Here is a 24360-nt window from a genome sequence, read left to right as displayed (position 1 = left end):
TCAAAACTTCAACGCTTTGTTGTTTTTGTCAGCAAACAAACGCACAACCTTATTTCCCCCTTTGACAAGCCGATCGCACATCGTTACTATGCGCCCCGTTCACACGATTCCTCTGTAGTTCAGTCGGTAGAACGGCGGACTGTTAATCCGTATGTCACTGGTTCGAGTCCAGTCAGAGGAGCCAGATTTTAGTTTCGGGACATCCTGGCGAGTCCGGAGACATTTAAAAAAACAAGAAGTTATCTTTACCCGGTTGATCTGATAAGGTTTTCCGGGTTTTTTGACATCCATAGTTTTTGGGGCTTAATCGGGGCCTCACGGTTCGTTGAGTAAATAGAGCCCCCTCCTATGGCATTAACCGATACCGCTGGCGGCACGCAGACCGATCCGGGTACAGGAAAACCGTCAGAAAATCCACCCGCCGATCCACCGTCAGATGGTCCCGCTTCTGAAAAACCACACGACCCACCCGCCGATCCCAATAAGCCCACTCCACCGAAAGAAGAAACGCCGCCCGGCGCGCCGGAGAAATACGCGTTCACCGCCCCTGAAGGTCAGGAACTCGATACCAGCGCGCTGGCGCAGTTCGAACCAGTGGCGCGTGAACTGAACCTGACGCAAGAGCAAGCGCAGAAGCTGGTGGACGTCTATCCGAAAGTGCTGGCGGGAGTGCAACAACAGCAAGCGGAGTCATGGCAGAAGCAAACAGAAGACTGGGCTGCGGCAGTTAAAGCCGATAAAGACATTGGCGGTGACAAGCTGGCGTCTAATCTCGGCGCAGCTCAGTGGGCTATCGACACGTTCGGTACCAAAGAACTGAAAGAGTATCTCGATGGTACCTGCGCCAGATCTCTGGTCAATGCTGCACCGTGACGGAAGCGATTCCACCCGGCCCCCGTTACCACATCAACGCCTTTTACTTTACGGGCTGCGGCCTGCAAAGACGTCCGGCTTTGCTGCCGCGTGACCGTAAAACAACACCAGAGTCTGCGATCTTTCGCGTACTGCACTCGACCAGTGCATCGCTTTCGTCGCGCAAAGCGACAAAGTGACGCACAACCACTACACCGCGCCATGCCCCTGTTTTCGGGGTTCCGGCGTTCATTCCCGAAACTGACACGCCTTTTTGGGGCCGCTGTCAGCAAGAAAGAAGAGAAAAAGATCGATACCGAGGGGGGGCATGATGCCCCGGAGAATTTCTGCTCATGCAGGCAGCCTGTACCGCGTACAGTCTGAAACTCCCTATACCTCAACAAACTGCCACTCCGGCGTAAAGGTATCGTTCTGGCGCAGCCAAAAAGCATACGCCGGAGACTGTTTGTGTTCTCAAAATCACAGGAGAAGTGTATGGGCAAGTTAGGTGGTGAAATGAAGGCGCTGGCAAAGCACTGTGGCGGTAGCCATAAAACGGTGCACGATCGCATTCATATCGTGCAGCGTTTCGATCACCACTTACGGGCTTTGAACGTCCATATCCAGCGGGTTGCGCAGATTAAGGTGCGCCACATTGAAAGCTATATTCATGAAAGGTTGGCGCAGGGGATCGGCAAACGCACGCTGCAAAATGAAATGGCCTCGCTGCGCGCTGTTCTGCAACAGGCCGGGCGTAAACTGGTGGCAGGGCATGAGCGGCTGACTAATAAATCGCTGGTTTTGTCTGGTGCATCGCGCAGCGGGACGCGACAGGCGATCACGCCGGAACATTATCATCATGTGCTGGAGACGGCCCGCATGAAAGATCAGGGACTGGCGGCGGCGCTGGAACTGGCGAGGCTGATGGGCTTACGTTCACAGGAAGCGGTGCAGAGCGTGCAATCGCTGAAAACGTGGAAACAGGCCATTGAACGCAGCGATACGCGCTTAACCGTGGTGTTCGGCACCAAAGGCGGACGGCCCGCGAAACGGTGATTCTGGATACTATGGCTGTCAGAAAAGCGCTGGATAATGCGCTGGCTATTGCAGAAAGCCGTCATGGCCGACTGATCGACAAACCGGATCTGAAAAGCGCGATGGACTACTGGCACAACCAGGCGGCGCGTATTGGTCTGACTGGCGCATATTCTCCGCATTCCCTGCGTTATGCGTGGGCGCAGGATGCCATTAGTCACTATCTGGCGCAGGGGTTCAACAGGAAAGAAGCGCTGGCAATTGTGGCGATGAATCTGGGGCATGGGGACGGGCGTGGGCGGTATGTGGCGCAGGTGTATGGGCAAATTTGACAGTTGGCTAAGAGCGAGCAGCGGATGGAGCAGGTTACCACAGTTCACAGTTAGTGAAAGACTGGGCGGAGGTGATAAATATCAGGCTGCATTACCTTCCCCCTTACAGTCCAAACCTGAATCCGATAGAACGAATGTGGAAATTAATGAACGAACATGCCCGGAATAATCGCTACTTCAGCAGTACGCGAGAGTTCAGGGACGCAATATCTGTCTTTTTTAACCAGACGCTGCCGGATATAGCAGACTCACTGACATCCCGAATTAAAGATCACTTTCAGGTGCTCACTCCCGCATCTTGAGGTTTATTGGGTATATAATCGTTAATAATCATCAGCGCGTTATTAGCAAATTAAAAACAACGCGCTTGTAATACTTAAATTATTCTTACCGGTAACTGAAGCAAACTCTCTCCTGCCAGAATATGCTCCTCGCATCCTTTACATTAACTCTTTGTTTCTATAGCATGAAATAAGTTTCAGGGAGTTATTATTCATACAAGGAGAACATCTTGAAGAAAATATTCATAACAATTATAGTTTCATTATATTGCGCGAATATATGTGCAAAACAATCCCCCAGTACAGAATCCAAACCCGTTAATTTCATCGCCCAAATTGAAAATATCGATTTTAATAAAACCGCCATTAGCAGTGACCTGAAACTTTTACTCGCCGACCGTTATTATTTTAAAGATAAAACACCCTGTAATACTAATACCCTTTCTGCGCGCGCAGAATCAATGGGACTGACGACAGAAAAATATATTAATAAAATACGCAGTTTAAGGCCGGCTATTCTCGATGACCGTTATTTTTACCTGACGGTCGATCAGTGCGATGCTGGCGGCACGCCCATGCTGACTGGAATCGAGCTATGTACCGAAGCGCTGTGCGGTGCCGAATACATGAAAAGATCGTCTGACTTGTGGCTGGATGATGAACTGCAACCGACGGTTAAACGTCAGGCAACAACAATAGTCCATATGCCCCTCCCCTATGACAAAGAGAAAAAATTATGGAAAGTCACCGGCTGGTATCTGGAATCCTCAGAAGAAACAGGGGAGGTGATGCAGAGTAAACAGATAGCCTTTGAAGGCTATACTAACGAAGAAAACTTCGCTAACCGACAACGTGTTTCTGTATTTAAATCTTTCTATGAAAGCGGCAATCTCAAAAGTATTTATCATTATAATGCGCAAAATAAGCGTGACGGAAAAGCTGAAACTTACTTTGATGAAAAAGACAAAATAGCGGAAACGCTGACGTTTAAAGATGGTCAACCCGAAGGGGAATACATCGTATACCATGAAAACGGAGCCGTTGAAAGTAAACGTTACTTTGCCCAAGGTAAAATTAAAGATGGCGAATGCCCACATTTTTATGATAACGGCGTTTTAAAACAAAAACACAGCTATTTAAATCAGAAACTGGAAGGCCCGGCATTTGAATATTTCCCTGATGGGAAAATAAAGGAGAAATATTCATACAGTAAAGGCACCATTGTCGGCACCAGTACGGAATATTATTCTACCGGTAAAATTCGTGGTGTTTACCACAGAAATAACCAAGGTGAAAACGACGGAACGTTCGAACAATACAGTGAAGAAGGCAAACTCCTTTCTAAAGCGACCTATAAAAATGGCAAACAGCTTTCTGCTCAGAGCTGGTATGGGAATGGGCATCCCAAAGAAGAATCCTCTTTTGATAGTGAAGGCCGTAAACATGGTGCGGTCAAAGAATGGTTCAGCAACGGAAAGCCTGCCTCATCCAAAATGTATAAACATGATGTGTTAGACGGGGATTCCGAAAAGTGGTACGAAAATGGTCACCGCGAATCAGTCTATCCCTATAAAAACGGTATGCTAAATGGGGACGCTAAGCACTGGAATGAACAGGGCAAACTCACCTATACCACCGAATATAAAGACGATAAAAAGCAGGGAGCCGATCGCCGCTGGAGCGAACGTACCGGTAAACTTGTTGAAGAGGTTATGTTTGCTAATGATGAAAGAAACGGCCTGAAAAGAGAGTTTAACGATCGTACGGGTAAGGTCTTAAGTGCGCTGCCCTATGTCGATGGCGACAAGGAAGGTACAGAAGAAGCCTATGATGAAGACGGCATAAAATACATCCGTTGTTACCACAACGATAAAGAGCTTTCAGAGCTATATGCGCCGACTGACGTCACCAATAAGGCAAAGCAGGGTGACAGCACTGCGCAATATCATTTAGGTAAGTATGAGTTTGAATGCACAAACTACGATGCGGCGATGAAATGGTTAACTCAGTCCGCAGAGCAAAATCATCCCGGCGCGCTTCTCTTTTTGGCCTATGCGTACAACGACGGTGATGGCGTAGCGCAAGACAGCAAAAAATATCTCTCCTATTTATTCAAAGCGGCAGAGCTTGGCGAAAGTGATGCGCAGTTAGAAGTGGGATATTTAAATCTTATCGGCGAAGGAATGCCGAAAAACCTGCCGGAAGCCTATAAGTGGATTAAAAAATCCGCTGACCAGGGAAATGCTCGGGCGCACTATAACCTTGGACTCATGTACAGGAATGGTGATGGCGTTGAGAAAGACCTCAACAAAGCCAAACTTCATCTTACAGCGGCGGTAAAAGGCGGCGTCAAACCTGCACTGGCAGCCTTAAAGGAATTAACGCCTCAAACTAAGTAAATATGACTTTGCTGTAAAGAGGCTATTCAAACGGAACTGAAAGGATACACGTTGCTATGAAATTTAAATTCGCCACATTACTCACAGCCGCCACGGTTTTTTACTCTTATCAGAGCGTTGCACAAAGTCAGCAATCGCCTGATGTCTGGTCAGTTGTCGAACAGAAACTGCAAAATGCCGTCCCTTTAAATGAAAACACCACTTTTAAATCGCAGGCAGCCTGGTTTGAATTACACAGGGAACTGTTTATGTACGGCCCGATGAGCCGTGCGGATGCATTACTGAAAAAGCTGGACACACAATCGAATGATGCGAAGTTTTCGCTAAACCATGAGGCCTCGTGGATCGCTGAAAATAATAGCCCGGATGCCGCGATGGTTTTCCTGTCCAAAATTGGTCTCGATAAACCGTCGAGCATTACCGCCTACGAGAGCTACGTTGATGGCTGGGTTAATCGCAAACAGCCTGAAAAAGCCTTAGCCCTTCTTAGCAAAAATGCCGACGCGAGGAATTTTTATTTAGCCACGGTTTTAGAATCCTGGCACTCAGAGCCTGATAAAACCGCCGCTATTTATAATGAAAATTACGCTGATAAAATTGTTGTTCCTTATACTCAGCTAAAAATGCTGCTTATTATTGCGAAGCAGTACCATGCCAAGGGCGACACCGCAAAGGCGTTGGTTTACGCAGATAGCGCGCTGAAAATGTTTGATACGGCTATTGCTCAACAACCGAGTGCTGAAGCCTACCGTTATCAGGAGTATCTCGACCTGATGGAGATCTATTACGCCACGGGTAATAAAGAGAAGGCGATGGCGTTGTCTGCGAGATTGCGCAAAGCAACCGGCAATAAAGGAAGCTATTTCCAGTATTCATTATCGGGATTGCTCTCTTTTTATAAGAAAAACGAGCTGACACAGAATTATCAAGAGACGCTTTCAACCTATGTGACGCAGGTCGATAAAATATTCAATTTTGCCCCTTCACCGCGCATTGAAATGGAGCTGATTGATTTATTAAGCAAGCTTGATGATGTTGCGCTGATGAATAAGCGTATCGATTTGCTGATGAGCGCGCCGGAATATACCTGCTACGACGACAGGTATTGCTACGAGTACAAAATCAAAGCGCTGAAGAATCTCTTTCAGCATAAGCAGAATGCTGTGGCGGAAAAGCATATCGCAACCCTCTCCGCCGAGGCGCAAACCCTGACGTTCGCCGAATGGGAAGATGCAACAAATGAAATGGGTGAAGTACTCGAAGAAATTGGTCATCCTGAGGCAGCGCAAAAATTAGCCGTCAGCGCCGAGGCGATTTACCTCAGCCAGGCAAAAGCCTGGCCTGATGAAGATATGTCGCGTTCCTTTCAAAGACTTGCGGAGCTTTACGGCTATGGCAACGACACGGTGAATGCCAAACGGGTGTTACACCAGCACGTTCCCTCTCTCGAAGAGGAGGCGATGATCGACCACTACATGAATGCAAAACAGTGGAGTCAGGCAAGGGAATTGATGATTAACGCAGATAGGGTCGATAATAAAAACCTGATGCTGTTACGCCAGATTTGTGCTGAAAACACGCCCGAGTGTCAGGAACATATTACCTTTACGCTGAAAAAATTAACCACGCAGGCGTCGATTACCCGCCAGGACGACACCGGTAATCAGCAGCTTTATCAGATTGGGAATATTTTTCACAGATTGGGTATCATACCGGGAGCGGAACAGCAGGCGCTGATTCAGGCGTTGTATAACAAGGCCGCAGAGCCTAAAAAAGCCACGCCTTAATCGATTTACCCGCCCTGCCACCTTTCTCACATGCGGGAAGGCGGCGGGCGGGAAAAATCAATCGCGGAAGTTTTTGAACTGGAACGGCTGGCCCAGATTGCCGCCGCGCACCAGCGCCATCGCTGCCTGCAGATCGTCGCGGGATTTACCGGTCACACGCACTAACGTAAATTCGAATCCAAACCCACAGAGATTACCGCAAGATATTAATGTTGACCCAACACCGCCTGCCGGAAGACCCGCGCTGGAACGCCCTGCACGAGGAGTTCAGCTTTGACGACGACGACAACCTGCTGGGCATGAACATGCCGCCCGAAGGTGGCGAGCATCAGGCGAAAGTCAAAGGCGACCGCCTGCTGCTACAGGGCAGACCACCACTATGAGTACGGCGAGTTCGGCAATCCCATCGCTGACCGCAGGGGCAAGGCGCAGTGCCGGGAGCACCGATTTGAATGGAACGGCGAGCACCGGCTGGTGCGCTTTACCGACGTGCGCCAGCTTTGCGCGCCACTCGTGGCGCTATGAGTTCGATAATGACGTGACCACCCTATATCCCTGTCCAACGCGAAAATCCTCAGTATCAAGCCTTCTGACACCCCTTTAAGCTGACCGCTTCTCACGGTCGGTATCTGCTTGTTAATCCGGGCTTGTGGGTCAGGCGCTCAAGGAGCGTGAAGTGCGACGCAATGTTTTCGCCTTCCGGCGCGTTTCCTGGCGTAGACGCGATTATCGGCGACAGGTATCCGGCGATGGTGATGAAGCTCGCGGCACAATAAGGCCTTGGCGGGATGCAAAATCGCCTCCCGCTAAGGCTTCATTCAGCCGCTTTTCATATCACATAAATACGCCTCTTCCACTCCTGTCCAACAGCAGGCGACAGCTCATTTCGTTAGCGAAACGGTGGCTCATTAAACGTGCGTAATTTACGTGAGTGCAAACGATCACCTTCTGCGCGTAGTAAATCAATAGCACGAATACCAATTTGCAAATGTTCTGAAATAGCCCCCTCATAAAACCGGTTTGCCTGCCCGGGCAGTTTAATTTCACCGTGTAAAGGTTTGTCAGAAACACAAAGCAGCGTGCCGTAAGGCACGCGGAAGCGATAGCCCTGGGCTGCAATCGTCGCGCTCTCCATATCAATCGCGACCGCGCGGCTAAGGTTGAATCGCAGCGCCGATGCGGAATAACGAAGCTCCCAGTTACGGTCATCCGTGGTGACGACCGTTCCCGTGCGCAGTCGCTGTTTCACCTCTTCGCCGGGCATTCCGCTAACCGCTTTGGTAGCGTCGTACAGCGCACGCTGTACTTCCGCAATGCTTGGAATCGGAATATCAGGCGGCAGAACGGCATCCAGCACATGATCATCGCGTAAGTAGGCATGGGCCAGCACATAATCGCCAATCGCCTGACTTTCTCGTAACCCTCCACAGTGCCCAATCATAAGCCAGACGTCAGGCCGCAACACGGCCAAATGGTCGCAAATCGTTTTAGCATTTGAAGGGCCAACACCGATATTTACCAGCGTAATCCCCTGCCCATCTGCCGTTACCAGGTGCCAGGCGGGCATCTGATGTTTCTTCCAGGCCAGATCGGAAATAGCCTCTTCCGGCGCTTCCGTTTCTGCCGTGATCCAAATTCCGCCAGCACAGGAAAGCGCGATATAGGGGCTGTCAGGATCAAGAATTTGGCTGCATCCCCAGCGCACAAACTCATCGACATAGCGGGTGTAGTTGGTAAACAAAACGAAGGGCTGAAAATGTTCAACCGGCGTACCGGTATAGTGCCGTAACCGGGCCAACGAGAAGTCAACACGACGCGCGTCGAAGTGCGATAACGGATAGAATTCGCCGGGGTGGAACAGACCGTCTGCTGTCTCATCGCCAATCTGCGCCAGTTCTGTGGTAGGAAAATGGCGCGTTAGCCCAGCGCTCATAGAACGATCCAGCGTCAGAGCCGAGCCATCGATCACGTAAGGATACGGGATCTCATGGTGCGAGGCCTCCACCGCAATATGCGCACCATAATCATGGTAAACGAGGTTAAGCTGTTCCAGAAGATAAGCGCGAAATAGCGCAGGCCGCGTAACGGTAGTGGTATAACAGCCAGGATGAGTAAAGCGTCCAAAAGCGCGTGTTTTAGGCGGGTTCGGTGTCGCGCCATCCCAGCTTACAGACAGCGAAGGATAAACAAACAGTCCGTTAAGCCTGGCGTGGGGATCGGGCAGCGTACCGTTATCAACATAGTCAGCGATGGCTTCACGGAGCGCGTTAACCGACTGCTCGTACAGCTCCTCCAGGCGATCCAGCGCCTGCTCGGGCGTCAGGTTTGTGCCTTTATTTTCCATATTATTCTCCTTAGCGTTCACAGGTGAGGCACGTCATTCGATAGTATGACAGCAAAGGAGGAAACTAAAGGGGTTAGCGTAAGGGCGGCGGCAGTAAACATGAACCTTTAAAAAAGAAAAGAGAACTATCTTAGCGCCACCATCATCGCTCAAAAAGAAGGGTACTGGTACAGCCATTTGTTAAGTTCATTACAATTAGTCATATAACCATTTCCCGGCTTTTGCTGACTCGATCAGCATGCTGATAGTGAAATCTGGGACGGGTACAGGCTCCGTTTTCTTGAACGGATGCCATGAAAAAGGGTGATTAGGAAAATAGGTTTCTATTCTGAAGTTACCTCGCTCGACATTGAGTTTCTCGAAGAATTTATTCATGAGATCTTCGGCTTCAAGTTCATCAATGCTCAGATCAGTATCAAGGTCAATCTCTGGTGCTAATTCCACTTGCTTAATGTTGAACAGATATGTGCCAGCATAAGGCCGTACAAGCTCGTAAACTTGCTGTTCAATATTGTCTACCATAACTTATCATTGCCCCGAGCAATGGTATTGTAGTCGCGTATAGTGCGATATGTTATTTGTGACACATCTGCGGCAAGGATAATTTCCCCGATCAAAGGAATGGAACGTCCAACAAACGGCGCAATGTTACGAACCATAACACGTCTGGCTGTCCACGGGGTGTAACCGCCTAACCATGTCGGAAGGGATATTCCAAAGGGAAATTTTGACTTTTTAAACACTGCACGTGCAGTCCTGGACGCGTATGATGTGCCTTTAGTCGCTCCAGCGGGTTTCGCCCTTGTCCAAAGATTATTACGACCTGATGCCAAAGCAACAACAGCCCCGAAATCTGCAACACCAATCCCAAACTGGCTTGCGGTATTCTCACAAAAAATCATAACAGAAGTTCGGCAGCAGTCAGATTGGATTTTCCTGCATAGAAGTATGTTCCATTTAGTTCTTCTACTGTATCCATTAGAAACTCTATAGTTACTATTTTGGTTTACTTATTGTACATCCTTGTTTCGAATGAAAGAAATCAATCTTTTGGGAAAGAACGGATCAAGATCACTGGAAATATCTGAAATCAGATGAAAGAGACGGTCGCGATTCCCACCAGGGGCATCACCTCGCAAGCTTGTGTGATCGCTCCGTTTGAACCGAACACATCTATATGTCAGCATACTGATACGGGTTTGATCTTGCGGATAGCGGTATCGGTTAATGCCATACGTGGGGGCTCCATTTTTCCAACGAACCGTGAAGCCTCCGATTAAGCCCCAAAAACTATGGATATCAAAAAACCCGGCAAACCTTATCAGGTCAACCGGGTAAAGATAAGTTCTTGTTTTTTTAACGTCTCCGGACTCACCAGGATGTCCCGAAACTAAAATCTGGCTCCTCTGACTGGACTCGAACCAGTGACATACGGATTAACAGTCCGCCGTTCTACCGACTGAACTACAGAGGAATCGTGTGAACGGGGCGAATATTAACGAGGTGCCCCTGGCTTGTCAAAGCCTGTTTTCACAAAAAAAGTTCGTTTGCTGCTTTATTCCACACTTCGGTTAAAATTCACCGTTTCCTGATGATTTTCACAGCAAAAAGCGCTTACTCCCTCTTTACGCGCGGGTATCTCCACAGCCAGCGCCCGCTTACCAGACGCCAGTAAAACAGTGCGCCGCGCACGGCCCAGTCAAGAAACATCCCCAGCCAAACCCCTACAACCCCCATACCCAGCACAATACCAAGCGTATACCCTGCCACAACGCGACAGCCCCACATCCCCAGCATCGATACCCACATCGCAAATCGCACATCGCGCGCGCCTTTAAAACCCGACGGCAGCACCCACGCGGCCGCCCAAATTGGCATAAAGGCAGCATTAAGCCAGAGCAGAACTTTCACTACCTCTTTTACGTCCTGCTCCTGGGTATAAAATGAGGCAAACAGACCCGCGAACGGCGCCGTCCCCCAGGCAATTGCCGTAAGTACGATAGTCGACATCCAGAATACATGGCGCAGTTGACGCTCTGCCTGACCAATTTGCCCGGTACCAAGACGCTTACCGGTGATAATAGTCGACGCCGAACCAAGGGCGTTACCCGGCAGGTTGATAAGCGCCGCCACGGAAAAGGCAATAAAGTTACCCGCAATAACGTTAGTGCCCATTCCTGCGACAAACATTTGCGTCAGTAGTTTGCCACCGTTGAACAGCACTGATTCAATGCTCGCCGGAATACCGATACCCATCACTTCCCAGATAATGCCGAAATTCAGCGGCTTCAGATAGCTTTTCAGCGGAATACGCAGCGCCGGATTAAAACCAATCATCAGCACCCAAATAATCGCTACCGCGCCGATGTAGCGCGAAATGGTTAATCCCAGCCCCGCGCCGGCAAAACCCAGCCCTTGCCAGGAGAAAGCCCCGTAAATCAGGATGCTGCTGATGATAATATTGAGAATGTTCATCCCGCCGTTAATCATCAACGGGATTTTCGTATTCCCTGCCCCACGCAGCGCGCCGCTACCGATTAGCGCAATTGCCGCAGCCGGATAACTCAGCACCGTCAGTTCAAGGTACGTTAACGCCAGCCCCTTTACTTCTGGCGTCGCCTCGCCTGCGACAATATTAATAATTTCACTGCCGAAATAATGAATGACCACTGCCAGCACAACGGCAAATAGCGTCATAATCACCAGCGACTGGCGCGCCGCCGCCCTTGCCCGTCGCCTGTCGCGCTTGCCCAGGCTAAAGGCAACCACCACCGTAGTACCAAGATCGATAGCCGCAAAAAAAGCCATAATTACCATATTAAAACTGTCGGCAAGCCCCACGCCCGCCATTGCTTCCTTGCCCAGCCAACTGACGAGAAAAGTACTGAGCACGCCCATTAGCAAAACACAGGTATTTTCCAGAAAAATAGGGATAGCAAGTGGGGTGATTTCACGCCAGAACAACACTTTGTAGCTCTTGCGTTTGGCATACCAGGGCGTACGGACGACAGCCTGGCGTAAGGCAGTGGAGACGTTCAAAATGGACCTTAAAGAAGAGAGTTGAAACCACATTTCAATAATGAGCGAGAAATCGTAAGGCTGCAAAGCTTTTTGCAGAAAAAATGTCTGCAAATGCAACAAAGTGATGAGATAACCCGCAATCGAATCTGTAAGAGGTTAAATGGGGTTTGACAAAAATTTTTCCGCCGCTAATATACGACCCCACACGATTCCTCTGTAGTTCAGTCGGTAGAACGGCGGACTGTTAATCCGTATGTCACTGGTTCGAGTCCAGTCAGAGGAGCCAGATTTTAGTTTCGGGACATCCTGGTGAGTCCGGAGACGTTCAAAAAACAAGAACTTATCTTTACCCAGTTAACCTGATAAGGTTTGCCGGGTTTTTTGACACCCATAGTTTTTGGGGACTTAATCGGAGGGCTCGCGGTTCGTTGAGAAAATGGAGCCCCCGCCGATGGCATTAACCGATACCGCTATCCGCAAGATCAAACCCACCGAGAAATCCTTCAAGATTACCGACAGTTCAGGACTCTACCTGCTGATCAAACCCAACGGCTCGAAACTCTGGTACATGAAGTACCGCATTGACGAGAAAGAGAAGAAGCTGGCTTTTGGCCCCTATGCGGTGAAAAAACAGTTAATCAGGTCGAACCCTGCGCAAAATCTGGATGGTGAGTTCACGCCGCCTGAAACACAGCATTACCCGGCCCTGCCCCTTGAGAAACTGTCTGAATGTTTGCCGCGAACGGATAATTAGAGAGGGATAATATCTCCGCTAAGCTCTCTCATACCACCCTTTCGAACGATTCACCACCCGCACAACCAGCAGCATCACCGGCACCTCAATGAGCACCCCAACCACGGTCGCCAGCGCCGCACCGGAATGAAAACCAAACAGGCTGATTGCCGCTGCGACAGCCAGTTCAAAGAAGTTCGATGCGCCGATCAGGCTGGATGGACAGGCAATATTGTGCTTTTCGCCCACCAGTCGATTCAACCCATAGGCCAGTGCCGAGTTAAACAGCACCTGAATCAGAATTGGCACCGCCAGCAGGGCAATGACCAGCGGCTGTTGCAGAATGGCTTCGCCCTGAAACGCAAACAGTAACACCAGCGTTGCCAGTAATGCCGCCATTGACCACGGGCCGATTTTCGTCAGCGCATTATCGAATGCCGCTTGCCCCTTGCGTAGCAGGGCCTTACGCCAGAGCTGGGCCAGAATAACCGGCACAACGATGTACAGTACCACGGAGGTTAACAGGGTGGCCCACGGCACGATGATTGAGGACAAGCCGAGTAGCAGCCCAACAATCGGCGCAAAGGCGAAAATCATGATGGCATCGTTCAGCGCCACCTGCGACAGCGTGAAATAAGGGTCGCCGTTGGTGAGTCGGCTCCAGACAAACACCATTGCCGTACAGGGCGCGGCGGCCAGCAGAATAAGCCCGGCGATGTAGCTGTCAAGCTGATCGGCTGGCAGCCACGGCGCGAATAAATAACGGATAAACAGCCAGCCAAGCAGCGCCATTGAGAATGGTTTAACCAGCCAGTTGATAAACAACGTTACGCCGATCCCGCGCCAGTGCGCTTTGACCTGACCCAGCGCCCCGAAATCAATGCGCAGCAGCATAGGAATAATCATTACCCAGATAAGTAAACCGACCGGCAAATTGACGCGGGCGATCTCCAGACCGCCGATAACGCGAAAGACGCCCGGCATTACCTGCCCGAGCAGAATACCGATCGCGATGCAGAGCGCAACCCAGACGCTCAGGTAACGTTCAAACAGGTTCATGGCCGGAGCGGCCTGGGTTTGTGCTGACATGTCAGGCTCCTTTGGGGTTATTTTCCCGTTGTGCTCAGTTGTAGTAAACGCTCAACGCCGACAGGCTCTTCCGCCTGTAGCGGCACCAGCGCACAGCGTCGGGTATGGTGGGTACAGACGGCATCAATCTGCGACCGTTCGCGTTCGGCACGCTGGCGCAGCAGCGGGGATGTAGTCGGCGTATTGATCAGGCTGTTATTAATGACCCAGCCCCACGGTTCAATCCCCGCGCGACGCAGGTCGTCCTGCAAATGAGCGGCTTCCAGCACCGGCGTGGTTTCCGCCAGCGTGGCGATGAGAACTTTCGTCTGCTCGCTGTCCTGTAGGCGCATCATGGGCGTCAGTACGGGCTGACCGTGTTCTCCGGCTAGTCGGGCAATCTCACGGTGGTAAGCGCCGGTGGCGTCAAGCAGTAGCAATGTATGGCCGGTTGGCGCTGTATCCATAACGACAAACTGCTTACCCGCTTCCTGAATGATGCGTGAAAAAGCCTGAAACACGGCAATTTCTTCCGTACAGGGAGAACGCAGATCTTCTTCAAGAACGGCACGCCCCTGTTCGTCGAGGTTTTTACCCTGCTCAGCCATCACCTGCTGCCGGTAACGCTCGGTTTCAGCCTGCGGGTCGATACGGCTGACGCTCAGACCGTCGAATGAGCCGTCCAGCGTGTCAGTCAGGTGCGCCGCCGGATCGGATGTGGACAGGTGAACAGGATAGCCGCGACGAGCCAGTTCAACGGCAATCGCCGCTGCCAGCGTAGTTTTCCCCACGCCGCCTTTGCCCATCAGCATGATCAGGCCATGTCCCTGCGACGCGAATCCGTCGATCAGTGATGACAACGAAGGAAGATCTACGGGGGAGATGTCTCCGACTTCCGCCGGGGTGCCAGTTGAACTGTCGTCCAGCAGACCCCGTAATGCCGCCAGCCCCACCATATTGAACGGTTTTAACGGCAGGCGATCGCAGGGCAATGCGCGCAGGTTATCAGGTAAATGTTGCAGCGCCTGTTGTTCACGCTGATACAGTGCCTGCGCCAGCTTATCGCGTGCGGTTTCCTGCTCAGGCAACAGGCCGTTAATGACCAGATACTGCTGCGTCAGACCGATGGCGGCCAGTTCGTCATAGGTACGCGATACTTCTTTCAGCGTTGCGGTTTGCGCTCTGGCGACCAGCACCATCCGCGTCAGTTCCGCATTCGCCAGTGCGTCTACGGCGGCGCGATACTGGCTGCGCTGTTTTTCCAGCCCGACCAGAGGGCCGAGACAGGACGCACCGTGCTGGCTGTTGTCGAGATAACCGCTCCACGCGCCGGGCAGTTGCAGCATTCGTAGCGTATGCCCGGTTGGCGCGGTGTCGAACACAATATGATCGTACTCATCGCGCAGTTGCTGATTAGTCAGCAGCGCGGTGAATTCGTCAAAGGCGGCAATCTCGGTGGTACAGGCACCGGAGAGCTGTTCCTCAATACCCGCCACGATATCGTCTGGCAGGATCCCCCGTACCGGCCCGACAATGCGTTCACGGTATGCCGCTGCGGCAGCAGATGGATCGACTTCCAGCGCGGACAGTCTGTTAACCGCTGCAACCGAGGTTATCTGATGGCCGATGGTCTGTTCAAACACCTGCGCGACATTGGAAGCCGGATCGGTGCTGACCAACAGTACACGTTTGCCAGAGGCGGTCAGATGAATCGCGGTAGCACAGGCCAGCGATGTTTTACCCACACCGCCTTTACCGGTAAAAAACAAAAAGGGGGGCACCTGCCGAAGCATCAGCATAAAAAAGACTCCTTTAAATTAAATAAAGCGGGAAATCAGTCCATCAGCAGCACTTATCGCCGCCGCAACAGGAGGAAGTCGCTGGCGTAAAACTCGAATAGACGGTAAGCCCCATCCAGCGCGCCAGTTCCTCTCTGCGAGGGTAACGACCAGCCAGTGCGACTTCACCATCCACCAGAATCAGCGGTAGCGCCTCTTTGCCGGAACGGGCCAGAAAGCCTTTAACGATTTCGTTCTGTGCGAAGAGCAATGGTTGCTGTGCCAGATTGAAACGCTCAATATTGACGCCCTGCGTTCTGGCCCACTCAAAATCAGCGGCGAACGCGACCAGCGCCGGATCGGTTTCCGGGCCACAGACACCGGAAGAACAGCATAAAGCGGGATCGAAAATCTGAATCGTCTTCATTTGACTCTCCATCAATTATTGAAATACAGGTCGTTAAAAAATTTCACCAATACGATCCAGTTCGACTTTCAGACGAGCGCGATCGTGCAGCAATTCATTCAGCGGCAGCGCCAGAAAAGCTTCAATACGCGCACGTAATGTCTGGTAAGCAGTGACAAAAGCCGCATCGATTTCGGCATCGCTACCGGTAGCATGAGCCGGATCGTCAACGCCCCAATGGGTACGCATCACGTTACCAAGCCAGGCCGGACAGGTTTCTCCGGCAGCGTTTGAACAGACTGTCACGACAATATCCGGCGTCTGCGGTAGGCCATCCCACGATTTGCTGAAATAGCCTTCTGTTGAAATTCCTTCCCGCGCCAACAACGCCAGTGCTCGGGGATGTACGTAACCCGCCGGGTGACTGCCTGCGCTCATGGCGCGCCATCCGGCAAGAGCCAGATGGTTAAACGTGGCTTCGGCCAGCACGGAACGGCAGGAGTTGCCGGTACAGAGAAAAAGTACGTTCATGATTTACTCTTTTTCGTGGTGTTGAGTGGGGGTAAAACGGCTTCTGAGCAGGAAGAAGCCGAACGAAAATCTGCGCATTGTTCCGGGTGGCCTGAACAACACTCCTCGGTCAGCCAGCCGATTAAATCCAGCATCAGTGGGATGTTGGCACGATAACGCTGGTAACGACCTTCCTGTTCTACCGTCAGCATCCCGGCTTGCGTCAGCGCCTTTAAATGAAACGATAAGTTAGTCGGCGGGATATCCAGCGTTGAAGCGATCTCCCCGGCAACCATGCCCTCGGTACCCATTTTGATCAGTAGGCGATATACATCCAGACGCACGCCGGAGGAGAGGGATTCAAAGATGGTTGTGGCAGTTTGTTTGTTCATAATGTGGGGCGGCCCTCTATGATTCAATATTTCAATCATTATTGAATAATCGAATTAATTCAAGTATCCGTTAATAATATCTAGTGGAAATGGCAAGATGGGGGGAAATAATCCCACTTTTAAAATGTGATAAAAATCACATTCTTAGTGCATCATTACGATCGGGGCTTTTATAAGGGCCTTATTTTGAATTTAGAAAATAAATATTTTATTATTCAATGAGATAAAAAACGCACCCAGTCAGAGGAGCCAAATTCCTGTTTTCAGGCATCTCAGCATGTCTCAATAGTATTTTGATTCAGAGAGTTAGCGTAGAAAACTGTCTCAGTGCATATTGATTTATCTCTCCGCATCGGGACAAATTGGTGGTCTGCTTTGGGGTCATTTCAGTTAGATAAAGGAGTGACCACCACATGCCCCTTACTGACAGTAAAATCCGCGCTACTAAACCTTCACCAACTCCCTTTAAACTGACCGCTTCTCACGGTCTGTATCTGCTTATCAATCCGGGCGGTTCCCGCCTCTGGTATCTCAAATATCATTTCGACCGAAAAGAATACTCGGCGCGGTGGATAAGAGGGCCTTGCAAACGCATATGAAAAACCTCCGGCGATGCCGGAGAAAAGATTTATGACTTTGAGCTTAATCGGGGGCCTCACGGTTCGTTGAGAAAATGAAGCCCCTGCCATGACACTCACTACTAATACAGATACTCCAGCCCATGAAAACCAGCAATGTGGCAGGATATTTAAAGGCCAGACCTGCCCGCGCTAATGTTGACCGGCATTCCAGAACGGCGCTCCAGCACCTTATTAACCCGCGAAGTATCAACGTCGTCCCCTTTGATAAACGTGCGCAGCACTGGCGTAACGGGCAATGGAACTTTTTTGTCTGACTCAAATTCAGCACGGTTACGAGAAAGCGGTTCGTGTACCTCCAGCCAACGACTGCCATCCGGCTCTACCGAAAATTTAACGGGCCTGTCGATAATCTGAACGCGGGTTCCTACAGGAACATGGTCGAATAAATATTTAATATCGTCATTGCGTAAACGGATACAGCCCTGACTGACGCGAAGGCCAATGCCAAAGTTAGCATTAGTGCCATGGATGGCATATAACCTGCCGATATATATTGCGTATAGCCCCATAGGGTTATCCGGCCCCGCAGGCACCATCGCGGGCAGCGTTTTTCCCTCTTTAGCATATTCCCGACGCGTATTAGCCGTTGGCACCCAAACCGGGCCATCTTGTTTGCGTTCAACCGCAGTTACCCAGTTGCGCGGCGTTTCACGGCCAGCCTGACCAATACCAATGGGTAGCACCTCAACCGTATTCGTGCCTGCGGGATAATAATAAAGGCGCATCTCGGCGACGTTTACCACAATACCTTCACGAACGGTGTCAGGCAGAATCAACTGCTGCGGCACTACCAGTGTGGAACCAGACTGAGGTAAAAACACATCCACGCCGGGATTCGCTTCAAGCATATTACTCAGCCCCTGACCGTAGCGGGCGGCAAATGACTCTAAGGGCTGAGTATTGTTCTGTGGTACGGCGATTGTGACAGGCTGTCCTACCAGACGACTGCCTTCGGGCGGCAACGGATAGCTTATAGCCAGCGAGAAATGGCTTACCAACAAGACGAAAAACGGAAAAAAAGGTGTGATACGACGCATTATATCCCTTCCTTTGTCGCGGCAGGTGTGCGTTAAGTATAGCTTTTTTCTCACATGGCTGGTGTTGTGCGCCCGGGTTATGTTGCGTTTGCGTTCCCCTCCGGCAGGACAATATTACTGGCCGCTAACTCCCCCATATTGTGGAACATGGCGCACGCGGCTTCCACGATCGGCATCGCCAGCGCCGCGCCGCTTCCTTCACCTAACCGCATCGCCATATGCAAATAGGGTTCCATAGACAAATGCGCGAGCGCGATGCGGGCACCCTTTTCCGCCGAAAAGTGCGACGGGATCAGATAAGGTCTCACCGCAGGCGCAATCTGACAGGCCGCCAGCGCTGCCGAGTAGGAAAGAAAGCCATCCAGCAATACGGGTAAGCCACACCTTGCCGCGCCAAGCATCACGCCGGTCATCCCGACCAGATCGAAACCACCCACCTTCGACAACACATCAATGCCATCGCGCGGATTGGGCTGATTAATCGCAATCGCCCGCCGCACGACGTCCACTTTATTATCGATGCGGGAAGGCGGAAGATTCGCGCCAATCCCCACCACCTCTTTTGCATCACTTCCTGTAAAAACGCTGACCATCGCGGCGGCTGGCGTAGTGTTCGCCATTCCCAGCTCCCCTACGCCAAATAAGGTCACGCCGCGTTGCGCCAGGTCGCAGGTGTAGCGGGAAACCTCCAGCAAAAGCGCCTCAGCCTGCGAGCGACTCATCGCCGGGCCAACGGCAATATTTCCGCAGCCGCGCGCGACGCGCATATTAACTACGCCAGGAATAGGTTCAGCATCAATACCAACATCAATGACATGCACCTTCGCACCGGCCTGAGCGGCAAGCACGCATACGCCGGTTGTTCCCCGCGTCATATTCGCCGCCTGAATCGCCGTCACGATTTTGGGCGAAACCGCTACGCCTTCATCCCAGACGCCATGGTCGGCGCACATCACCAGCACCGCCTTTTCACCTACCTGCGGCGTACCGTTAAGACCCGGCATTCCCGCGAGCTGAACGGCTAAGGTTTCCAGTCTGCCCAGGCTGCCCGGCGGTTTGAGCAGGCCGTCAATATGTTGCTGCGCACGCGCCATCGCCTCGGCGTCCGGCGCAGGAATGTCACGGAGTAAAGCGTGTAGTGTCTGCATAAGATGTCTCGTCCGTAATAATCGGCTCATAACAGAGCCAGCAGAAAGATCAGTTCGCCAAGTTCGATCGCCGCGCCCAGCGTATCGCCGGTTTGACCGCCAAGCGTACGTTTAAGCAACTGGCCAAGGATGAAAATCGCCGCGAGTGTGACCACCATTGCGGCCAGTCCTTGCATACCAGGCAGTAATACCGTGGCGACGATTACCGCCAATCCCAGAGTAATGCTGGTTTGCCGTCCGCTGACTTTACCGATAAATACATTGCCAAGCCCCTCTTCACGGGCGTAGCGATGACGGTACATCAATAAAACGGCGCTGCCGCGTCCGGTCGCACAGGCCGCCGCCAACGCCGCCAACATTGGCGTTCCACGTAACGCCAGTTCGCTGACCACCAGAATTTTTGCCAGTAGCACAAAAATAAGCGCCAACCCGCCATGGGTTCCCAGACGACTATCGCGCATAATCTCCAGCATTCGCTCACGGCGGCGCGCGGAAAAAATGCCATCGCAGGTATCGGCCAGCCCATCCAGGTGAAAACCACCGGTCAGCAGCGCCAGCGCCAGAATACAGAACAACGCCGCTAGCGGAATACCGCACCAGGGTTGCAGGAGGATGAAAATCAGGCCGCTTACCCCCCCCAGAATCAACCCGATAAAGGGAAACATCACGATCCCACGCGAATACTGCTCGAAATCCAGTCCCTGCGACCAGCGTGACGGCACGGGCAAGCGGCTAATAAAAGCGAGCATGGCCCAAAACAGCTTACTCATTTAATTTTGACTCCAATACCTGAGACTACCAGCCAGACCTCATCCGCCGCTGCCGCCAGTCGTTGGTTGACCCGACCGGCAATATCACGAAAATGGCGCGCCAGACGGTTTTCCGGGACGATCCCCATTCCCACCTCATTTGTCACCAGTACCACTTTCGCCGGGCAGCGCTGGCAGGCTGCAATTAAAATCTGAATTTCATCGTCAATGGCGCGCTCCATCGCTGCATAATCCCATTGTTCGGGATCGTTTTCGCCTCCCAGCGCAAACAGCAGATTCGTCACCATGGTGGTAATACATTCCAGCAAAATCGCGTCGTCAGGGGCAAGATCCGCGGTAATCAACGTATCAAGATGCCGCCAGCATTCTGCGGTCCGCCAGTGTGCCGGCCTGCCATCTTTATGATGCTGAATTCTCGCCGCCATCTCGTCATCAAGAATCTGCGAGGTGGCGATATACAGTACCTGCGGCGCATCGCCAATTAAGGCTTCAGCATGACGGCTTTTACCACTACGCGCCCCGCCCGTCACCAGAATCATCATACCGGCTCCTGATGTTGTTGCATGATGGTATAAATTTTATCAATATCAATATGTTGCCGCATCGTTTCCGCCAGCAGATCAAATTGCCGCGCTTTATGCTCCGCATAACAAAAAGTCGTTTCCCACGGCGTAAGTCCTTTTCGCGCCCGTAACCCATTGACCACCGCACGGGTAAACGCATCGCTGTCAAACAGGCCATGAAGGTAAGTGCCAAACGCCAGTCCGTCGGCGGTGACCGCGCCATCCGCCACAGAGCATCCATTTTTCTGTAACGTCATGGCCGTACAGCATCCTTCCTGTAGCACCGTTTCCCCCATGTGAATTTCATAACCGCGTACCGGCAGCCCCGCCGCGGCAGCCAGCCAGCCGGGCAGCTCGCCTGACATTGTCGCGTTAACCTGCGTCGTGGTTTTATCCTGTGCAAAGCGAGTGATCGTATTAAGCAGCCCCAGGCCCGGCTGCGTACCCAGCCCCGACTCCACCTCATCCACAATGGTGTCGCCCAGCATCTGGTAGCCGCCGCAAATTCCCATCACCGGCACGCCCTGCCGATGTGTCTGCAATACCGCATCCGCCATCCCGCTTTCGCGCAGCCAGGCGAGGTCGCTCAGCGTATTCTTACTGCCCGGCAGGATCACCAGATCAACGTCAGTCAACGCTTCCGGGCGGCGAATATAGCGTATGCGCACATCCGGCTGCGCCGCCAGAGCGTTAAAATCCGTAAAGTTAGAAATATGTGGCAGTTGCACAATGGCAATAGTGATATCACGGGGGGCGTTACCGCGATATTTATCGTTTTGCAGCGCGACGCCATCTTCATCTTCCAGATCCACATCCAGCCACGGCATCACCCCCAGAACCGGGACGCCGGTAAGCGATTCGATTTGTTCGATACCGGAATAGAGTAGCGCCACGTCGCCGCGGAATTTGTTGATAATGACGCCCTTTACTCTGTCACGCTCCTGTTTATGCAGCAGCGCCAGCGTGCCATAAATAGCGGCGAATACGCCGCCCCGGTCGATATCCGCCACCAGAATAACCGGACACTGGGCCATTTCCGCCATTCCCATATTGACGATATCGCGATCGCGCAGATTGATTTCCGCCGGGCTTCCGGCGCCTTCCAGCACAATAACGTCATATTCCTGCGCCAGGCTGTTATAGACCGCAAGGATTTGCTCACGCAAACGCGGTTTATAGTCATGGTAACTCACCGCATCCATATTGGTCGCCACTTTCCCCATCAGCACGATCTGCGCCTGGCGATCGCTGGTCGGTTTGAGCAGCACCGGATTCATACGCACATCTGGCGTGATCCCCGCGGCTTCCGCCTGAAAAATCTGCGCCCGCCCCATCTCTTTACCATCCGGCGTAATACCAGAATTAAGCGCCATATTTTGTGATTTAAACGGCGCGGTACGCAGACCATCCTGATAAAAAATGCGGCATAAACCCGCCGCCAGCACACTTTTGCCGACGTCGGATGCCGTCCCCTGCAACATAACTGCCTGCGTCATGACGCCTCCCTGAATGCGCACTTTCGCATTCGATGAAAAAACTCCGTTTCTGTTTTACACAGCGGCAGTCCCAGTTGAGTATGAAGTTTGACCAGCCAGGGCTGGGTTAGCCCCGCTTGTTCCATCGCTTCCGTACACGCGAAAACCTCGCCAGGCGCGCCATGCGTCAGGATCTGGCCCTGGCGTAACACGTATACGGCATCGCTAATTTCATAAATAAGATCGATATCATGGCTGGAGATAATGACATGATTTCCCTGCGCCACAATCCGCCTGATGATAGCAAGCATCTGAGTGCGCCCTGCGGGATCGAGACCAGCAGTGGGTTCATCCAGCAATAGATAGCGCGCCTGTAGCACCAGCGCTCCGGCGATAGCCACACGTTTTTTTTGCCCATGACTCAAACACTGAATGGGCTGATGGCGAAAATGTTGGGCGTCAACCAGCGTTAGCGCCTCGTCGACGCGGCGCGTGATTTCCGCCTCCGGCACCCCCAAATTACGTAAACTAAACGCAATGTCGCTATCGATATCAGTATAAAAAATCTGCTGTTCAGGGTCCTGAAAAACCGTCGCAACTTGCTGGCGCAGCGCCAGTAGTCCGCGCTTGCTGTAATCCAGCGGTTTTCCCTGCCACAACACGGCCCCTTTTTGCGGACGCAACAGGCCGCTCAGGTTCATAAAAAGCGTAGACTTCCCACAGCCGTTCGCACCCACCAAACCGGTAACAGGCGAAAGCGAAAAATCCAGATTTAACCCTTTAAGTACCGGCTCATCCTGATAACGAAACCACAGGTCTGAAGTGGCAAGCATAATAGTCCTTACAGGTGAAAATCACCCTGATACAGTTTGATATCCAGCGTGGTGGTCATTTGCTGATAACGCATTAACACCCGCGTAAACAGGAGTCCAGTCAGCATTGCCAGAGATCGATAGCCGTTCGGCAGGCTGCAATAACCAAAACGCAGCGTTTGCGCGCGACGAATTGCCGCCGCCTCATCCAGAAGAATAAAGAGAAAGCGCCACGTTAACAGGATTTGCTCGGTAAGCAGGCGTGGAATATGCGCGCGCTTAAGCAAGCTAATTAACTGCGGAAACGGTAGGTTCATCACCAGCCACAACGTCGCGGACAGCGCCGTCAGGCTACGCCAGAACGTTTCATTCGCCGTAACCACGCCCGCACGGGTAATCCCGATCCAGTACGGCCCGACAGAGATGCCAGCCAGCAGCATTTGCGGCTCGCGGCTGATGCTGAAGATAATCGTTATCACGCCGACCAACAAAAATCCAAAAGGTATCGCCATCCATCGACACCAGCGCCAGAGGGATATGCGCAATAGCCAACAGCTCAATCCGGCAATGATCAGCAGCTCAATGCCCTGCCCTACAGGCGGCAGAACAAACGCCAGTATCATCATCGCCAGCCACAGCAAAAACTTGCGCTGCGGCGCAACGTGTGCCCAGCGGCTTTGATAGCTGAGTCGATCAAGCCCGGTCATCACGGCGTTGTTTACCTTTGCAATACCCCAGGATATAAAAAATCACCGCCGCGCCAAGAGAGCCCTGAAGGGTAAACAGCAGGCTTTCAATTTCACCGCTGGCAGGTTCATATAACGGCTGAAACCAGGGTTTATACTGCGGCGCAATAGCCTGAATCTGGCTTTCCGCTTCGCCGTCTGAACCGCCATATTCACCGCCATGGTTAATAAAAAACGGCAGAATCACCAGCGCCACCACCATCGCTAACAACATCAACGTTTTTTTCATT

Annotated in this window: 22 protein-coding genes, 3 tRNA genes and 5 pseudogenes; 11 read left to right on the top strand and 19 right to left on the bottom strand. The window is 51.9% G+C overall.

Annotated elements, in window-relative coordinates:
* Nucleotides 1-108: 108 nt before the first annotated feature.
* The 6 genes and pseudogenes from NA986_RS01625 to NA986_RS01600 all read left to right on the top strand — a co-directional run bounded on the left by NA986_RS01625 (nucleotide 109) and on the right by NA986_RS01600 (nucleotide 6686).
* Nucleotides 109-184: transfer RNA gene (locus tag NA986_RS01625), tRNA-Asn, on the top strand.
* 164 nt (nucleotides 185-348) lie between these two features.
* A complete protein-coding gene (locus NA986_RS01620) occupies nucleotides 349-873 on the top strand; it encodes an endoprotease (protein ID WP_023216790.1) in 525 nt (174 codons plus the stop codon).
* 474 nt (nucleotides 874-1347) lie between these two features.
* Nucleotides 1348-2219: pseudogene (locus tag NA986_RS01615) on the top strand (integrase domain-containing protein).
* Nucleotides 2220-2242: 23 nt separating this feature from the next.
* Nucleotides 2243-2521: pseudogene (locus NA986_RS01610) on the top strand (transposase); the annotation flags it as partial.
* Between the two features lie 683 nt (nucleotides 2522-3204).
* A complete protein-coding gene (locus NA986_RS01605; RefSeq protein ID WP_077905241.1) occupies nucleotides 3205-4899 on the top strand; it encodes an SEL1-like repeat protein in 1695 nt (564 codons plus the stop codon).
* A 56-nt stretch (nucleotides 4900-4955) separates the two neighbouring features.
* The gene (locus NA986_RS01600) at nucleotides 4956-6686 is read left to right on the top strand and encodes a hypothetical protein (protein WP_070793946.1); all 1731 of its coding nucleotides are present in this window, start codon (nucleotides 4956-4958) and stop codon (nucleotides 6684-6686) included.
* A gap of 57 nt (nucleotides 6687-6743) precedes the next feature.
* Here the strand turns inward: NA986_RS01600 and NA986_RS01595 are convergent.
* Nucleotides 6744-6848, bottom strand: a pseudogene (locus tag NA986_RS01595) (DUF520 family protein); the annotation flags it as partial.
* 47 nt (nucleotides 6849-6895) lie between these two features.
* On the opposite strand from NA986_RS01595, the gene NA986_RS01590 reads away from it, so the two are divergent.
* A complete protein-coding gene (locus NA986_RS01590) occupies nucleotides 6896-7069 on the top strand; it encodes a hypothetical protein (RefSeq protein ID WP_000957535.1) in 174 nt (57 codons plus the stop codon).
* Between the two features lie 506 nt (nucleotides 7070-7575).
* Here the strand turns inward: NA986_RS01590 and NA986_RS01585 are convergent.
* Nucleotides 7576-9030 (bottom strand): AMP nucleosidase, encoded by a 1455-nt coding sequence (locus NA986_RS01585; RefSeq protein ID WP_000428191.1) that lies wholly within the window; start codon nucleotides 9028-9030, stop codon nucleotides 7576-7578.
* A gap of 45 nt (nucleotides 9031-9075) precedes the next feature.
* Between NA986_RS01585 and NA986_RS01580 the strand changes: the two are divergent.
* Nucleotides 9076-9237 (top strand): annotated as a pseudogene (locus NA986_RS01580) (cytoplasmic protein).
* Here the strand turns inward: NA986_RS01580 and NA986_RS01575 are convergent.
* The 4 genes and pseudogenes from NA986_RS01575 to NA986_RS01560 all read right to left on the bottom strand — a co-directional run bounded on the left by NA986_RS01575 (nucleotide 9226) and on the right by NA986_RS01560 (nucleotide 12102).
* Nucleotides 9226-9552, bottom strand: a complete 327-nt coding sequence (locus NA986_RS01575) for a DUF1493 family protein (RefSeq protein ID WP_023216795.1) — start codon at nucleotides 9550-9552, stop codon at nucleotides 9226-9228. The pseudogene NA986_RS01580 and the gene NA986_RS01575 sit on opposite strands and share 12 nt — an antisense overlap.
* Nucleotides 9546-10009: pseudogene (locus NA986_RS01570) on the bottom strand (STM2901 family protein). The gene NA986_RS01575 and the pseudogene NA986_RS01570 overlap by 7 nt, the downstream one beginning before the upstream one ends.
* A 419-nt stretch (nucleotides 10010-10428) precedes the next feature.
* Nucleotides 10429-10504, bottom strand: a tRNA-Asn gene (locus NA986_RS01565).
* Between the two features lie 140 nt (nucleotides 10505-10644).
* On the bottom strand, nucleotides 10645-12102 hold the full coding sequence (locus tag NA986_RS01560) for an EmmdR/YeeO family multidrug/toxin efflux MATE transporter (protein WP_001538409.1): 1458 nt from the start codon (nucleotides 12100-12102) through the stop codon (nucleotides 10645-10647).
* A gap of 159 nt (nucleotides 12103-12261) precedes the next feature.
* Here NA986_RS01560 and NA986_RS01555 point away from each other — a divergent pair.
* Nucleotides 12262-12337 (top strand) — tRNA-Asn (locus tag NA986_RS01555).
* A 165-nt stretch (nucleotides 12338-12502) separates the two neighbouring features.
* Nucleotides 12503-12805, top strand: coding sequence for an Arm DNA-binding domain-containing protein (locus NA986_RS01550; RefSeq protein ID WP_001219031.1), 303 nt, complete (start codon nucleotides 12503-12505; stop codon nucleotides 12803-12805).
* A gap of 18 nt (nucleotides 12806-12823) precedes the next feature.
* Here NA986_RS01550 and arsB read toward each other — a convergent pair whose 3' ends face one another.
* The 5 genes from arsB to NA986_RS01525 are packed head-to-tail and all read right to left on the bottom strand — an operon-like array spanning nucleotide 12824 to nucleotide 16938.
* A complete protein-coding gene (gene arsB / locus NA986_RS01545) occupies nucleotides 12824-13873 on the bottom strand; it encodes an ACR3 family arsenite efflux transporter (protein ID WP_001276038.1) in 1050 nt (349 codons plus the stop codon).
* A gap of 17 nt (nucleotides 13874-13890) precedes the next feature.
* The gene (gene arsA, locus NA986_RS01540; RefSeq protein ID WP_064012746.1) at nucleotides 13891-15651 is read right to left on the bottom strand and encodes an arsenical pump-driving ATPase; all 1761 of its coding nucleotides are present in this window, start codon (nucleotides 15649-15651) and stop codon (nucleotides 13891-13893) included.
* A gap of 43 nt (nucleotides 15652-15694) precedes the next feature.
* The gene (gene arsD, locus NA986_RS01535) at nucleotides 15695-16057 is read right to left on the bottom strand and encodes an arsenite efflux transporter metallochaperone ArsD (protein WP_000849418.1); all 363 of its coding nucleotides are present in this window, start codon (nucleotides 16055-16057) and stop codon (nucleotides 15695-15697) included.
* 33 nt (nucleotides 16058-16090) lie between these two features.
* Nucleotides 16091-16567, bottom strand: a complete 477-nt coding sequence (locus NA986_RS01530) for an arsenate reductase ArsC (RefSeq protein ID WP_001101537.1) — start codon at nucleotides 16565-16567, stop codon at nucleotides 16091-16093.
* Complete coding sequence (locus NA986_RS01525) at nucleotides 16564-16938, bottom strand: ArsR/SmtB family transcription factor (protein WP_001041816.1); 375 nt, start codon at nucleotides 16936-16938, stop codon at nucleotides 16564-16566. The genes NA986_RS01530 and NA986_RS01525 overlap by 4 nt, the downstream gene beginning before the upstream one ends.
* 413 nt (nucleotides 16939-17351) lie before the next feature.
* Between NA986_RS01525 and NA986_RS01520 the strand changes: the two genes are divergently transcribed.
* Nucleotides 17352-17537: an Arm DNA-binding domain-containing protein gene (locus NA986_RS01520; protein ID WP_077957219.1), complete on the top strand. Its 186-nt coding sequence runs from the start codon at nucleotides 17352-17354 to the stop codon at nucleotides 17535-17537.
* 149 nt (nucleotides 17538-17686) lie between these two features.
* Here the strand turns inward: NA986_RS01520 and ldtA are convergent, their stop codons facing one another.
* From ldtA to NA986_RS01480, 8 genes are all read right to left on the bottom strand, one after another.
* Nucleotides 17687-18616: a L,D-transpeptidase gene (gene ldtA, locus NA986_RS01515; protein WP_023216059.1), complete on the bottom strand. Its 930-nt coding sequence runs from the start codon at nucleotides 18614-18616 to the stop codon at nucleotides 17687-17689.
* 77 nt (nucleotides 18617-18693) lie between these two features.
* Nucleotides 18694-19764: a nicotinate-nucleotide--dimethylbenzimidazole phosphoribosyltransferase gene (gene cobT, locus NA986_RS01510; protein ID WP_001649922.1), complete on the bottom strand. Its 1071-nt coding sequence runs from the start codon at nucleotides 19762-19764 to the stop codon at nucleotides 18694-18696.
* A 26-nt stretch (nucleotides 19765-19790) separates the two neighbouring features.
* Complete coding sequence (cobS, locus tag NA986_RS01505) at nucleotides 19791-20534, bottom strand: adenosylcobinamide-GDP ribazoletransferase (protein WP_020898943.1); 744 nt, start codon at nucleotides 20532-20534, stop codon at nucleotides 19791-19793.
* The gene (cobU, locus tag NA986_RS01500) at nucleotides 20531-21076 is read right to left on the bottom strand and encodes a bifunctional adenosylcobinamide kinase/adenosylcobinamide-phosphate guanylyltransferase (RefSeq protein WP_000973145.1); all 546 of its coding nucleotides are present in this window, start codon (nucleotides 21074-21076) and stop codon (nucleotides 20531-20533) included. Before cobU ends, cobS begins: the two co-directional genes overlap by 4 nt.
* A complete protein-coding gene (locus NA986_RS01495) occupies nucleotides 21073-22593 on the bottom strand; it encodes a cobyric acid synthase (protein ID WP_023216058.1) in 1521 nt (506 codons plus the stop codon). Before NA986_RS01495 ends, cobU begins: the two co-directional genes overlap by 4 nt.
* A complete protein-coding gene (locus tag NA986_RS01490) occupies nucleotides 22590-23405 on the bottom strand; it encodes an energy-coupling factor ABC transporter ATP-binding protein (RefSeq protein ID WP_023216057.1) in 816 nt (271 codons plus the stop codon). The genes NA986_RS01495 and NA986_RS01490 overlap by 4 nt, the downstream gene beginning before the upstream one ends.
* A gap of 8 nt (nucleotides 23406-23413) precedes the next feature.
* Nucleotides 23414-24091, bottom strand: coding sequence for an energy-coupling factor ABC transporter transmembrane protein (locus NA986_RS01485; protein ID WP_000147135.1), 678 nt, complete (start codon nucleotides 24089-24091; stop codon nucleotides 23414-23416).
* Nucleotides 24078-24359, bottom strand: coding sequence for an energy-coupling factor ABC transporter substrate-binding protein (locus NA986_RS01480; protein ID WP_000753212.1), 282 nt, complete (start codon nucleotides 24357-24359; stop codon nucleotides 24078-24080). Before NA986_RS01480 ends, NA986_RS01485 begins: the two co-directional genes overlap by 14 nt.
* Nucleotide 24360 lies beyond the last annotated feature (1 nt).

The organism is Salmonella sp. NW177, from assembly GCF_051811585.1.
GTDB classification, from domain to species: domain Bacteria; phylum Pseudomonadota; class Gammaproteobacteria; order Enterobacterales; family Enterobacteriaceae; genus Salmonella; species Salmonella enterica.
The sequence above is the reverse complement of the archived record's forward strand: the minus strand, read 5'-3'. Positions and strand labels throughout refer to the sequence as shown.

Coding starts and splice junctions, on each gene's coding strand:
- NA986_RS01605 (WP_077905241.1), top strand. CDS start 3,205: ATGCCCCTCCCCTATGACAAAGAGAAAAAATTATGGAAAGTCACCGGC.
- NA986_RS01480 (WP_000753212.1), bottom strand. CDS start 24,359: ATGAAAAAAACGTTGATGTTGTTAGCGATGGTGGTGGCGCTGGTGATT.
- cobS (WP_020898943.1), bottom strand. CDS start 20,534: ATGAGTAAGCTGTTTTGGGCCATGCTCGCTTTTATTAGCCGCTTGCCC.
- NA986_RS01600 (WP_070793946.1), top strand. CDS start 4,956: ATGAAATTTAAATTCGCCACATTACTCACAGCCGCCACGGTTTTTTAC.
- ldtA (WP_023216059.1), bottom strand. CDS start 18,616: ATGCGTCGTATCACACCTTTTTTTCCGTTTTTCGTCTTGTTGGTAAGC.
- cobU (WP_000973145.1), bottom strand. CDS start 21,076: ATGATGATTCTGGTGACGGGCGGGGCGCGTAGTGGTAAAAGCCGTCAT.
- arsA (WP_064012746.1), bottom strand. CDS start 15,651: ATGCTGATGCTTCGGCAGGTGCCCCCCTTTTTGTTTTTTACCGGTAAA.
- arsD (WP_000849418.1), bottom strand. CDS start 16,057: ATGAAGACGATTCAGATTTTCGATCCCGCTTTATGCTGTTCTTCCGGT.
- NA986_RS01520 (WP_077957219.1), top strand. CDS start 17,352: ATGCCCCTTACTGACAGTAAAATCCGCGCTACTAAACCTTCACCAACT.
- cobT (WP_001649922.1), bottom strand. CDS start 19,764: ATGCAGACACTACACGCTTTACTCCGTGACATTCCTGCGCCGGACGCC.
- NA986_RS01530 (WP_001101537.1), bottom strand. CDS start 16,567: ATGAACGTACTTTTTCTCTGTACCGGCAACTCCTGCCGTTCCGTGCTG.
- NA986_RS01575 (WP_023216795.1), bottom strand. CDS start 9,552: ATGGTAGACAATATTGAACAGCAAGTTTACGAGCTTGTACGGCCTTAT.
- NA986_RS01585 (WP_000428191.1), bottom strand. CDS start 9,030: ATGGAAAATAAAGGCACAAACCTGACGCCCGAGCAGGCGCTGGATCGC.
- NA986_RS01590 (WP_000957535.1), top strand. CDS start 6,896: ATGTTGACCCAACACCGCCTGCCGGAAGACCCGCGCTGGAACGCCCTG.
- NA986_RS01550 (WP_001219031.1), top strand. CDS start 12,503: ATGGCATTAACCGATACCGCTATCCGCAAGATCAAACCCACCGAGAAA.
- NA986_RS01620 (WP_023216790.1), top strand. CDS start 349: ATGGCATTAACCGATACCGCTGGCGGCACGCAGACCGATCCGGGTACA.
- NA986_RS01560 (WP_001538409.1), bottom strand. CDS start 12,102: ATGTGGTTTCAACTCTCTTCTTTAAGGTCCATTTTGAACGTCTCCACT.
- NA986_RS01485 (WP_000147135.1), bottom strand. CDS start 24,091: ATGACCGGGCTTGATCGACTCAGCTATCAAAGCCGCTGGGCACACGTT.
- NA986_RS01525 (WP_001041816.1), bottom strand. CDS start 16,938: ATGAACAAACAAACTGCCACAACCATCTTTGAATCCCTCTCCTCCGGC.
- NA986_RS01490 (WP_023216057.1), bottom strand. CDS start 23,405: ATGCTTGCCACTTCAGACCTGTGGTTTCGTTATCAGGATGAGCCGGTA.
- NA986_RS01495 (WP_023216058.1), bottom strand. CDS start 22,593: ATGACGCAGGCAGTTATGTTGCAGGGGACGGCATCCGACGTCGGCAAA.
- arsB (WP_001276038.1), bottom strand. CDS start 13,873: ATGTCAGCACAAACCCAGGCCGCTCCGGCCATGAACCTGTTTGAACGT.